At 65.2% G+C, this 12332-nt stretch carries 10 protein-coding genes; 8 read left to right on the top strand and 2 right to left on the bottom strand.

Annotated features, from left to right (window positions below):
• The 3 genes from ABFE16_10150 to deoC form a co-directional block, all read left to right on the top strand.
• Positions 1 to 1824: hypothetical protein (locus tag ABFE16_10150; protein ID MEN6345662.1), on the top strand; the 1824-nt coding region annotated here is incomplete at its 5' end.
• A gap of 94 nt (positions 1825 to 1918) precedes the next feature.
• Positions 1919 to 2821, top strand: coding sequence for a CHAD domain-containing protein (locus ABFE16_10145; protein MEN6345661.1), 903 nt, complete (start codon positions 1919 to 1921; stop codon positions 2819 to 2821).
• A gap of 12 nt (positions 2822 to 2833) precedes the next feature.
• Complete coding sequence (gene deoC / locus ABFE16_10140; protein ID MEN6345660.1) at positions 2834 to 3526, top strand: deoxyribose-phosphate aldolase; 693 nt, start codon at positions 2834 to 2836, stop codon at positions 3524 to 3526.
• Positions 3527 to 3616: 90 nt separating this feature from the next.
• Here the strand turns inward: deoC and ABFE16_10135 are convergent, their stop codons facing one another.
• The gene (locus tag ABFE16_10135; GenBank protein ID MEN6345659.1) at positions 3617 to 4993 is read right to left on the bottom strand and encodes an FAD-dependent oxidoreductase; all 1377 of its coding nucleotides are present in this window, start codon (positions 4991 to 4993) and stop codon (positions 3617 to 3619) included.
• 260 nt (positions 4994 to 5253) lie between these two features.
• Here ABFE16_10135 and ABFE16_10130 point away from each other — a divergent pair, with 260 nt between their 5' ends.
• Both ABFE16_10130 and ABFE16_10125 read left to right on the top strand, forming a co-directional pair.
• Positions 5254 to 6243 carry an aldo/keto reductase gene (locus ABFE16_10130; GenBank protein ID MEN6345658.1) on the top strand — a complete coding sequence of 330 codons (990 nt, stop codon included), beginning with the start codon at positions 5254 to 5256 and terminating at the stop codon, positions 6241 to 6243.
• A gap of 79 nt (positions 6244 to 6322) precedes the next feature.
• On the top strand, positions 6323 to 7546 hold the full coding sequence (locus ABFE16_10125; GenBank protein MEN6345657.1) for a Gfo/Idh/MocA family oxidoreductase: 1224 nt from the start codon (positions 6323 to 6325) through the stop codon (positions 7544 to 7546).
• A 356-nt stretch (positions 7547 to 7902) separates the two neighbouring features.
• On the opposite strand, the gene ABFE16_10120 is transcribed toward ABFE16_10125, so the two are convergent.
• Positions 7903 to 8766: a hypothetical protein gene (locus tag ABFE16_10120; protein MEN6345656.1), complete on the bottom strand. Its 864-nt coding sequence runs from the start codon at positions 8764 to 8766 to the stop codon at positions 7903 to 7905.
• A gap of 494 nt (positions 8767 to 9260) precedes the next feature.
• Here ABFE16_10120 and ABFE16_10115 point away from each other — a divergent pair, with 494 nt between their 5' ends.
• From ABFE16_10115 to ABFE16_10105, 3 genes are all read left to right on the top strand, one after another.
• Complete coding sequence (locus ABFE16_10115; protein ID MEN6345655.1) at positions 9261 to 10505, top strand: hypothetical protein; 1245 nt, start codon at positions 9261 to 9263, stop codon at positions 10503 to 10505.
• Positions 10506 to 10538: 33 nt separating this feature from the next.
• Entirely contained in the window at positions 10539 to 11972 is a 1434-nt protein-coding gene (locus ABFE16_10110; protein ID MEN6345654.1) for a hypothetical protein, read from the top strand.
• A gap of 112 nt (positions 11973 to 12084) precedes the next feature.
• Positions 12085 to 12332, top strand: a 248-nt coding sequence (locus tag ABFE16_10105; protein ID MEN6345653.1) for a hypothetical protein, incomplete at its 3' end; no start/stop codon positions are given.

Below are 12332 nucleotides of genomic sequence, written 5' to 3'. Positions count from 1 at the left end.
CTCGAAGCCCTCGGCGCTCTCACTGCCGGGCTGCTCTTCCACTTCCTCCTCGCCGACCACTACGGGCCGGTCAGCCTTGGCCTGGTGCTGGGAGCCCTCAATGCCCTCAGTGCCGTGGGGCTGCTCAGACTCTCCCAGGCACCGCCGAACCGAAGCTCCGGTCGCGGGCTGCAGTTCCTTGCTGCGGGGCTTGCGGTGCTGCTGATGCTGGCTGCGGTCGTGTCGCCGCTCCGGGAGGGGCTTGATCGCTGGTCGCTATCAGGCCGCTGGCGCGGGTTCAGCCTGGAGCGCTCCGTAGACTCGCGCTTCGGCAATCTCGCCCTGACACGCAACGGCGGCCAGTCGAGTGTCTTCTTGGATGGCTCCCTGCTCTTCACCAGCGACGACACCGAGGCCGCCGAGTGGACTGCACACCTGCCGCTGCTCGAACACCGACACCCTCGGCGAGTGGTGATTGTCGGCGCCTCAGACCCGCTGGTGGTGGGCGAGGTGAGCAAGCATCTCGCCTCCGCAGGGACCGGGACCAGCCTTCAGGTTCTTGAGGCTAATGCCGCTTTGCTACGTCTCGTAGCGCCCTGGATGCTCGCCTCTTCGTCCCCTTCCCTGCGGGTTCTCCCAGGAGACGTCCGCTTGCAGTTGGCCGGTCTGGCACCGGCCGACGTCCTCCTGGTGAACATGCCTGAGCCGACCACGGCCGCCCTGAACCGCACCTACACGCGCGAGTTCTTTGCCCTGGTCGCCGCGCACCTGACTCCCGACGGTGTGTTCGCCCTCAGCCTGACCGGCGGCGAGGCCTTCGTCTCCTCAGAGCACCGCACCATCCACGCGGCCATCTACTCGGCCCTCACTTCGGTCTTCCCACAGGTCCTTGCCGTCCCCGGTTACCGCACACAGTTCCTGGCGTCGCGGCAACCCGACGGGCTCACGACCTCGGCGCAGGCTCTCAGCCGACGTCTGCGACAGCGGCATGTGCGGACGCAGTTCGTCACCGACTTCTCGCTCACCGAGGCGCTCTCGCCCTTCCAAACCGACCGCTATCTGCGTGACCTGACCCGCGCGCCGGAGCCACCCAATGCCGACCTGCTCCCCGTGACGGCACGCAACTACCTGCGGCTGTGGTTGCGTCAGCAGACCAGTGCAGGCCCGCAGATTCTGGACCGGCTGACCGGCGCGGCGAAGGGCAGCTTGTGGCTGATTCTTGGAGCGCTGGTTGCCGGACTTCTCGGGAGAGGCATGGCACCGGTCGGTCGACTCTCAGTGGGACTCTTCGCCGCCGCCTTCGGCTGTCTGGCGATGGGGCTGCAGTTGGCGGTGATGCTGGCCTTCCAGGCTCTCGCCGGGTACCTGTATCACCAGATCGGGATTCTGACCGCGCTGAACATGGGGGGTCTTGCGCTGGGAGGATGGCTCGGCGGGCGTCGTGGTCTGCTGTCGCGGGCCGGTTGGGCTGCACCGGCCCTGGGATCTGCGGCCTGCGCTCTGGCCTACTTGTTCGCGCCGATCACGACGGCGCTGCAGTCCACTCCGGCAGTGATCCCGACGGTGCTGGGGCTCCTCGCCGCCCTGGGTGGCCTACTGATCGGCCTGCTGTACCCGCTCACCGTGGCTCTGGCGACTTCCTTTGGGGGCACCTCGGAGGCGGCTGCACGAGTGTATGCCTGGGATCTGCTCGGCGGCGCAATCGGCGCCCTCCTCGGCGGCCTGGTGCTCATCCCCTGCCTGGGCGTTCAGACGACAGCGCAGGTTGTCAGCAACCTGGCGCTGGCGGGTGTAGTGTTGCTGGCCCTGGCGAGGCGAGGACCCTCACCCACTCCCCTCCCTTAACAGCCACCATGCAGGACTCGCCCCCGGCGAGGCGAAGATAGTGACACGTGTAGCCCCAGCCCCAGGACGTTGCGGACTGTGAGGAACGAGACGGATGGCGAAGCCCCAGGCCCTGGAGGGCGTCACACCTGACACCCCCGTTGGCCAGGCCATGTCGGCGGTTCTGCTACCCAAAGCCCAGGCTGTGCTCAGCTACGAAGCCGAGGTCAGAGCAGGCGACGTTGACGGCCTTCATGACATGCGCGTGGCAACGAAGCGATTGCGAGAGGCGGCTCGTCTGTTCCGCCCGGCTTTCGGCAAACAGCGCCTTGACCGGCATCTGGAGCACCTGGAACGTCTGAATGACGCCCTGGGTGTGGGCCGTGAGTTGGACGTACTCGGCCTGCAACTGCAAGGCTTGGCCGGTCGTCGCGATGGCCTGGCAGAGGGCCTGCAGCCCCTGATGGAGAAGCTCGCGGCGGACCGCCGTGACAAGGACGGAAACCTCGCAGCGACCCTGAACGCCACCTTGCCCTTCCTGAGCGCCGACTTCGACCGGCTTGTGCATGACCGCGCCGAGGCCCATGCCCCCGTCTGGGAGATGCCGCTGGTCAAGCTCGGTCGTGAAGCCGTGGCCTCCAGGGCTAAGAAGGCCTTTGCGCTGGAGAAGGAAGCCTGCGAGCCCACGAAGCTCCGCGAGTTCCACCGGATGCGGATCGCCGTCAAGAAGCTCAAATACGCCCTGGAGGTGTTCCTCGATCTCTTCGGCAAGAGGGTGCGCGAGGCTTACGAACCGATTGCCGACCTGCAGGAAGTGATGGGCCTGGTGCATGACTGTGATGTGCTGATCGGCGTCCTGGGGGCCTCGCGGGCGAAGCCCCTAACGCCGGAAGTCGCCGACGAGGCGCTGGCCCTGGCGCGGACCGATCGGGCGACCCTGCACACCCAGACGCTGGCCCTGCTGGCCTCGATGCACGAGCAGGGACTGCCAAAGCGCCTTCGGGGCCTGAAAGACTGAGGTGTACCAACCGTGCGGATCGACAGCACTCAGTTTGTGCGGATGATCGACCAGGCGTTGCTCAAGCCCGACGTCACTCTCGACGACCTGGCGGCCTTCGCCGAGAAGTGTCTCGCCTACCAGTTCAAGCTCGCCTGCGTCAATAGCTGTCACGTGGCGGCGCTGAACAGGCTGCTCGAAGGCTCGGGTGTCCTGGTCGGCGCCACCGTCGGCTTTCCCTTCGGAACGGCCTCCTCCGAGGCGAAGTGTGCCGAGGCCCATGCCGCCATCGCCGACGGCGCCGACGAGCTGGACATGGTCATCAACATCGGGCTGCTGCGAAGCGGCAAGGAAGCGGCGGTTCGCGCCGACATTGCGGGAGTAGTCCGCCAGGCCCAGGGGCATCCGGTCAAGGTCATCCTGGAGAACTGCTACCTCACCGACGAACAGAAGCGCATCGGCTGCCGCCTGGTAGCCGAAGGGGGAGCCCAGTTCGCGAAGACCTCCACCGGCCTGGCGACGGGCGGCGCAACCGTCGAGGATGTGGCGCTCATGCGCGAGGCGACCGCGGGAACCGCTGTGCACATCAAGGCTGCCGGCGGGATCCGCGACGCAGCGGCAGCGCTGGCCATGATCCGCGCCGGTGCCAGTCGCCTCGGGATCTCCACCGGCGACCGGATCGCCGACGAGTTCCGCAGCCTCTACCCCGACGGCGTCGAGCTCTAGCACCACTGCCAACCTGAATCGAAAGGGGGCCGAGATGAGTCCTTGCGACTCCTCGGCCCCCTTCTTGTTCCTCGGTGTATCCAGGGCGTGCTACACAAGCGCCCCGTTGTCGGTGAGAGTCTTGCGCAGGGCCTGCACGTCGACCTCGCGCGGCGTCACTCCGGCCTTGACGGCGATTCCCGCAGCAGTTCCCGCAGCCTCGCCAATCGCCAGGCACGGACCCATCACACGACTGGCAGCCATGGCCTGGTAGTCGGCGGAGATGCAGCGTCCGGAGACCAGGATGCCCTCGATGCCCTTCGGCACCAGCGTTCCGTAGGGGATGCTGCACCAGTCGCCGTCGGGCGGGTACAGCTCCTCAGGCAGCTCCTCGAGGTGCTCGGTGAGCATGTAGCAGTCCGACTGCGGGCAGGACTTCTTGCACAGGTGTACCTGGCCGCCGGAGACCATCCCTCGCGGGCAGTGGATGTCGATCCAGTAGCTGCAGCGGGCCACGCTGTCGTCGTACTTGCGGCCCTCGACGACGTCGGCGCCGGTCAGGCGGAAGTCGCCGACGATCTGCCGCGACTCGCGCACTCCCACATGCGGCGGCGTCGAGATCATGTACAGCCCCTCGGCGCCGGGCACGGACCGCCATACCTCCAGCACCTTCCAGGCCAGGTCGCGGGTCACGAACTCGCCCTCGGTGAGGTCGGCCACCTTCGCCGAGTCTCCCCCGTACCGCGTCATGTTGACCGATGCCTCACCGGCCCGAATCGTCGAGCCATGACCGCCCATGCCGGCGTTGTACATGTTCAGTCCTGCCTGCACCGCTTCGCGCGTCTTCTCCATGCAGGCTTTCCGGACTTCAGGCGTCAGCGTCTCCGTTCCGCCGATGCGGAACATGCTGCCCATAGCCATGGGCTTCCCATCAGCCGGGCGTCCGTGGGTGCACTCGCAGCCGGCACGAAAGGCGACATCGGCATCACCTGTGGCATCGACGAAGACCTTGGCGCGGATTGCCTGAAGGCCGGACTTGCTCGCGACCAGGGCATGGGTCATCCGGCCCGACTCGACGACGCTGTCCACGAAGAAGGTGTGCAGCATCGTCTTCACTCCGGCCTCCTGGATCATCCGGTCGGCGATGACCTTGAGCCCCTCGGTGTTGAAGGAGATGCCCCACTGCTTGACGGCTTCCTCCCACGGAGTCGCCTCCCCGATGGCCGCCATGCGCTCGCAGATCTCCTGCGCGATGCCGGCAATCGTCGGGTTGTGAGCTCTCGAGCCCGTGTGACCGAGGATCGGGCCGACCTGCCCCGCCGTCGCCATGCCACCGAAGAAGCCCTGCATCTCGACGACCATCGTATCAGCGCCCTGCCGTGCGGCTGCGAGGGCAGCGGGCAACCCGCCGGGGCCGCCGCCGATCACGCACACATCTACATCGGCGATCACAGGCACTTCACGCTGAGACTGCATTACGGTATCCATAGGAAGACTCCCTGTATTGTCGTGTCGCACACCCGCCTGGTTGGGGTTGTTTCCCCCTTCGCCTCGATCAGACCTGCCCGGTTGTGCGCGACCGGGCTGCCACAACCTCCCCCTCTGGACTCTCTTTGCCGGTTCAGTTATACCATTAGCGCCGTGGACCCATCGGCAAGGCTCCTAACTTGCCGCGTACCCCGGGGAGCCTCTTCCCGGAGGCGTATCTCCTCCAGGACGACCTCCTCCTAGCAAAGAAAGGGAGTCCGATGCAGTACCGCAAACTGGGCAATTCCGATCTTGAGGTCTCAGCCGTCGGCATGGGCTGCTGGGCCATCGTCGGCGACTCCACCTGGGGTCCTCAGGATGAGGCCGACACCCACCAGGCAATCAGGGCCGCTCTCGAGTCCGGCGTGAACTTCTTCGACACGGCCGAGGCTTACGGTGATGGCTTCTCCGAGCAGATCCTCGGCGAGTTCTTCAAGGGCATGCGCGACCAGGTGATTCTCGCCTCGAAGGCTCTCCCGACTCATCACACTCCGGCCAGCCTCCGCAAGTCCTGCGAAGACAGCCTGCGTCGCCTCCAGACAGACTACCTCGACCTGTACCAGCTCCACTGGCCCTGCCGCGAAGTCACCTTCACCGAGACCTGGGATACCCTCCTGGCGCTGCAGCGCGAGGGCAAGATCCGTGAGCTCGGCGTCTCCAACTTCGGCCCACAAGACCTCACCGAGTTGATGGCCTCGGGCACTCCTGTCTCGAACCAACTGTGCTACAACCTGCTGTTCCGCGCCGTCGAGTACGAGATCCAGCCCCTGTGCGTGGAGCACGGAATCGGCATCATCTGCTACAGCCCGCTCATGCAGGGACTGCTCACCGGCAAGTTCACCCACGCCGACCAGGTGCCGGAGGGTCGCGCTCGCACCCGGCACTTCGCTGCGACTCGCCCGCAGTCACGCCACACCGAGGAGGGCGCCGAGGAGGAGACCTTCGCGGCCATCGCCAAGATCTCTGCTGTCTGTAGTGAACTCGGCGAGCCCATGGCCGACGTCGCTCTCGCCTGGCTGCTGGCTCAACCGGCTGTCACCACCGTCATCTCCGGAATGCGCAACGCCGACCAGGCACGCCAGAACGCCTGCGCCGCCGACCTTAGCCTCGACCCCCAGATTCTGGCCCGCCTCAGCGACGCCACCAGGCCCGTCAAAGACAAGCTCGGCGCGAACGCTGATATGTGGGACACCGAGTCGCGTATTCGCTAGACCCGCGAGACCCGACCGCTTCTTCGGAGGCGCCGCACGTACACGGCCGCTGCACCCTAACTCAGAAAGGCACTCCATCATGTCAGACGCCAGCAAGGCTCGGATCGCGATCGTGGGCACCGGCGGCATCGCCGGCGCGCATCTCAACGGCTACAAGACCATGCTCGACGCCGGCTTCGACAAGTTCGAGATCGCCGGCCTGTGTGAGCCCTACCCGGAGCGCCGGGACGCCTTCGCCGCCAAGGTCAAGGAGATGTTCGGCTGGGAGCCGAAGCTGTTCAACACCGCCGAAGACCTCGCTGCCGGTGCCGCTGCGGAGGGCATCATCGCCGCCGACCTGTGCACTCCGCACGCCTTCCACCACACTGCTGCCATCCCCTGTCTCGAAGCAGGACTCGATGTGATGGTCGAGAAGCCCTGCGGCATCACCATCAAGGCAAGCAACCGCATCCTCGAGGCAGCCCGCAAGGCCAACCGGTTCGTCGCCGTCGCCGAGCAGGTGCGTCGCGGCATCAAGGCCCGGGCCATGAACTGGGCCGTGAACGAAGCTCACATGATCGGCGACCTGCGCTTCCTGTCCGTCATCGGTTTCTCGAACCGCGACTTCAATGCCGACGCCGGCAACTACGCGTCACAGTGGCGCCGTCTCAAGCTCCTCACCGGTGGCGGGATGATCTTCGACGCCGGCGCGCACTTCGCCGACATGATGAACTTCCTCTTCGGCGAGGTGGACACAGTCAGCGCGTGGTTGGGCACCTTCCAGGAGGTCATGATCGACTCGCCGGAGCTCGGCCGCAAGCCCATGGATGTCGAGGATTCCTGGATGTCGACGATCCGCTTCAAGAGCGGACTCCTGTGCAACTGGTCATGGTCCTTCTCAGCGGTTGGCGAGGGCGTCGCAGCGCAGATTCTGTATGGCTCGGAGGGCAGTGCGCGGGACCGAGGCGGCTGGATGCACACCTTCCAAAACGGCGCCGACCTGACGATGGCTGACGGCTCGAAGAAGACCTACGAAGAGATCGAGGCGGAGTACAAGGCCCAGCTCAGCAAGGAGGATTACGCGAGGCTGTTCCCCTACGGCGTAACCAACGACGTGTCCCTGGAGTGCTGGGACTTCATCGACTCGGTGCTCAGCCGCCGCAAGCCCGAGATCGACGCGCAGACCACCAAGCTGACCAAGTCGTTGTGCCTGGCGCTCTACGAATCCTCGCACGCCGGCGGCGCGACCGTCAGTGTCCAGGATGTCTTCGACGGCAAGGTCTCAGCCTACCAGGATCCGGTCAACGAGTACTGGAAGATCTAGCTGCTCCGAAGGGTCCACGCGCCAGGTGCGGATCTAGCGCGGCGCCCGCAACGGCACCTCACCCCCCAAGCCCCCACTCCACGCGGGGAGTGGGGGAGTCGTGCGAGAGCGAGACGGGGGTGAGGTACGCCGGCCTCACCCTCAGAGCCCTGTTGGTGACCGCCGAGGCGACACGCCCTTAGCGGTCTGTGCGCAGGGCGGAAACTCTCGTAGGCACGTGGACAAAGGCGTGTGGGTACTAACAACTCCCTCACGGAGGGCGCGGCAATCTGCCGAGAACAAAACGAGGGGCTGTCCAGATGGACAGCCCCTCGATCTTTGTGCGAACCAGGTGCGGGACAAGCCCGCGACGCGACCTAGAAGTCCTTGGTCAGGGAGATCAGGGTCTGCGAAGCGTCGTAGCCGTTGCTCTCGAGCTTGATGTGACCCGCATCGATCTTCCAGCCGGCGATGTTGAAGCCGCCGCCGAAGCCGAAGTCGCCATCCTGAGAACCGGCGCGGAGGGTCAGCCAGTCGTTGAACTGGTACTCGGCACCATAGTTGAACATGCGACCGCTCTTGTCGAAGCTGGCAGCGGTCTTGTCGCGCAGGTCTAGGCAGTCGACATCGACGAGCAGCTTGGAGCCGACGTAGGTGGAGAAGCCGGCATTCCACAGGGTCTGCAGCGTGTCGAAGGTGTCGAAGCACAGGACGGACAGCTTGGCAGCCTTACCGGCGCTCCAGCTCGGAACCCACTGGTACATGACGCCCGCGTTAACCAGCGTCTCGCTCTGGTCGAAGTCCGCGTCTGCGGCCTTCACGAACACGCCGCCGCCAACCTTGCCGTGCAGGAGGCTAGCACCGAGGCTCCAGTTGCTGTTGAGCTTGAAGCCATAGCCGCCACCGTAGATCGTGGCGTCAACGTCGTTAAGTTTGATGCGGCCAAGGCCGAAGCCCTGGTTGTCGGCGAAGGCACCGACATGCACGAAGTCCTCATCCAGCGGCATATCAGCGTCGTAGTCGGCGCCACCGATGAACTGCCAGGCCACGTCGTTGCCGGCCTGCGGCTTTACGTTCATGCTCGCCAGACCCGCGGGGTTGAACAGCCATGCTGCCGCGTCGTCTGCCGTGCCGATACCGGTCATGCCCATACCCACGCTGCGTGCGGTCTGGCAGTAACCGGCAATGCTCGTGACAACCAGGAGGGTGCCCACGAGTACGGCGAGTGTCAGTTTCTTCATACGCCCAACCTCCTTCAAATGACGGATGGCGACGTCAGTGCGAGAAGGAGGTACGAGCGTGTTTCCCATGTTTCCACGCCGGCTCCCTCCCACCTGACCGACCCGCCGCGAAGAATAGCGGATTAGCATCCGCCTGTCAACGCATATCCCCATCTATCCCCTTGGACAGATGACAGCGCGAAAGTTGCGCTCGGAAGGTGACTCCAGGCATTCGCAAATAGCGAGAAGGAGGTTTTGCATCCTGCGGATAACTGTTATACTGAGGTGCGCCCTCGTCGTGTGCGCACGCGAAGGGTGGCCTCGCAGGTTGGCGCCTGCCTGAAACCTGGAAGGCAGGCGGTACGTCTCAACTAGTGAATGCACTTGTGGCCTTTGTAGCCCGGGGTGAGAACCGCACTCCGCAAGAGGCAGCGGGTTCGTCGTCAGTGTGGACCTAGTCCCGCTACGCACGCGAGCCTCGGGTCCGACATTCCGAAGGGAGAGAAGACCATACCATGCGGTGGTACCTCTTCGTGTTGGTCGCTGTAGTGGCAGCCCTTCCGTCCTTCGCTCAGGACATGAGCATGGAAGGAATGCAGGCCGCACCTCCGGGGATGCTCGATCTCAGCCCCTCCTGGTCGGCAGATGGTACTAGCGTCCTGTTCAGTCGCGTAAGCGCCTCCACCGGCAACGATTGGACGATCGTGCCCATTGCCTCGCCAATGTCGATGTATGGCGAGGGCTCCGGAATGGTAGGTGATCCCGGCATGGGCAGTGAGGGGATGGTGCAGGCCCAGCCCTACTACCAGTTCGAGGGTCTCTACCGCGTTCCCCTCACCGGAGGCCAGCCGACGAAGGTCGCCGCCGGTCGTGCCCTCATCATGGATCGCTCGCGGGTCGGTGTCGCTGTTGCCTTCCAGGGCTTCGGGACCCGTCAGTACCAGTCCTGGGGTGTCTATGGCATGGATCTGTCAGGCGCCAACAGCACCCGGTGGTACCCGGCCATCCTCAACTGGGTCCGCGTTTCTCCGGCCGGGGACCAGTTCGTGATCCCCTATGAGCAGGGCAAGTCGCTCGTCTTCTTCCCCGCTCGCAGGGACTCCACCCGCAACTCCGGGTTCTGCCCCACTCTTGACCTCGCACGTCCTGCCGCCTTCACTGCCGACGGCTCGGGCGTCTGGGTTGTTGCCCAGGATGGGCAGGCTCAGGCGCTGGGCATCGGCAAGGCAAACCGGCAGGTCACACCCATCGTCCGGGGCGTCGGAGCCGGCAGCTTCGCTGTCTCCGTCCCGAACAGCCAACTATGTGCTGCTTCCATCAAGCCCGCTCCGGGTGCCAATCCCTGGCCCGTCGCGCTGTGGCCCGGCGATCAGACCGGCGTCTACCTGTACGATGACCAGGGCAACGAGCAGCGCAAGCTCACCTCTGCCTACGCCACCGCCATGGAAGCCTCGCCCGACGGCAAGTTCGTCGCCTTCATGTGGGGCACCAAGGCACCCTATTCCCTCTCGGTCGCTCCTGTCGACGGCACACCCATCCGCCGCGTCGCCGCCAATCTCGCCGGCGCTCCGGGTGGCAGCAAGCCCTTCTGCTGGTCGCCGGACAGCAAGCGTCTGGTCTTCGGCGGCGTTGACGAAGCAGGCAACGGCGTCTTCGTCACCGACATCGATACCGGCGACGTGGTCCGCATCTCACAGGTTCCCGACACCAGCAAGAAACCCACACCACCACAACCACAACCCGCGGGCCCCAGAGGATAGCCGGCGCCCTGCAGATTCAGGAGGCGATGTGCCATGCGCTCAACCCTAGTTCTCGCGCTACTTGCCCTGCTCGCCCCTCTGGCAGTCCTCGCCCAGCAGGATGGGGAATACGAGGCTGCGCTGGCGAAGGTGGGCATTGTCCAGCAGTTCACTGACGTCAACCCGGTCTGGTCCCCGGACGGCAAATGGATTGCCTTCACTCGGACCGTCCCGCCCAACGCAGGCAAGCTGCCTTACATCCGGGCGGGGATCGTCCCTGCCGACGCGACGGTCGATACGAAGCCGGTCTTCGTCTACAATATGGAGCCCGTGGCCTGGTTGCCCGATAGCAGCGGCGTGATCGCTTTCAACCGCGCTCCGCAGGGGTCCAAGACCATCGTCCCCGACCTGTGGGTCATCGATCGCCAGGACCCCAAAAAGGTCACCTTCTTCATGCACGTGGGCAACCCCAACCTCTTCCAGTACTCTCCCGACAGGGAGAAGATCATGCTGGTCGAGCCCCGCGGCGCCAACATGACCGAAGTCCTCGTTGGCTCCAAGGACGGCGAGCCTCGCACGCTCTATGCGGTTCGCGATAACGAGAAGTTCATCCAGGCCGGCTGGACCGACAAGAGTGACGCCGTCTGGGTGATCGTCGAGGTTCCCATCGCCGTCGAGACGATGGCAGTCGGGACACCGATCGCGGCCGAAGCGCTCGTCCCGCCACCCGTCTCCGTCATGCGGTCCTCCGAGGAGAGCATGATGGAAGGCTCAGACATGGGGCCGGGTATGGAGCCAGGCATGGAAGGGTCAGGCATGGAGGGCATGAACCAGCCGCCACCTGAGCCCACCACCAAGAAGGTCCTCTACATGCTCGCCACCGACGGCTCGAGCAAGCGCAAGATCGCCGAGGGTGTCGAGTTCGCTGCCTGGTCTCCCACCGAGCCGCTGATCCTCATGCAGCGCCGCGACATCAAGGTCGTCAAGGTCGAGACCACGATGATGGACATGGGCGGCTCCGGTGGCTCCGGCATGGAGGGCATGGGCCCCTCCTACCAGCAGGTCATCACCGACTACATGGTCCTGCGCAAGCCCGATGACAGTCAGGCGCAGGAGAAGAAGCTGGCCGGTCAGGCGCTCGCAGTTAGCGGCGGCCGCTGGTCTCCCACCGGCGTCCTGGTGAGTGGGCAAGCCCCGGCCGAACGCCATGTCTTCGCCCTGAACCCCAAGAGCGGCCCGGTCCTGGAAGTTGCCCAGGACTTCGACACCGAAGCGAAGGACCTGCGCAGCGTCTGCTGGTCACCGGACGGCACCAAGCTGGTCTACTCCGGGCTTCTCGGCAAGGCCCGCGGTGCCGACCGCTACATCACCCACGGATTGCTCGTCCGCGACGTCCAGACCGGCGAGCAGCGCATGCTGACCGAGAACACCAACAAGTACGAGCCCCCCAAGCCGACCTCCATGTACCAGGGCTCCTCGATGCCCTAAGCGGGCTCCCTTCGTCACTCTCAGGCGACCGCCCACCGGGCGGTCGCCTGTCGTTTGTGATCACCCCTGCCACGGCACCTGAGTGCCCAGGCACCCTCCCGGAGGTACTCCCATGCTCTCCGATATCCGCGTCAAGTCGCTCGAAGCCTTCTACACGCCCTGTGTCGCTCGCACTCCCCTCAAGTTCGGTGCCGTCGTTGTAGAGCGCCTCGACTTCGCCAAGGTCCGTGCCGTTGTCGAGAACGGTCGCGGTGAGCAGGCAGAAGGCTGGGGCGGCATCTTCATGATGGACTTCTGGGGCTGGCCCGATCCGGCACTGACTCACCCAGACAAAGAGGCCGCCATGAAGGAGGTCCTCCA

It is taken from the genome of Armatimonadia bacterium, assembly GCA_039679385.1.
GTDB lineage: Bacteria > Armatimonadota > Zipacnadia > Zipacnadales > JABUFB01 > JAJFTQ01.
This window is presented reverse-complemented; position numbering and strand designations above follow the sequence as displayed.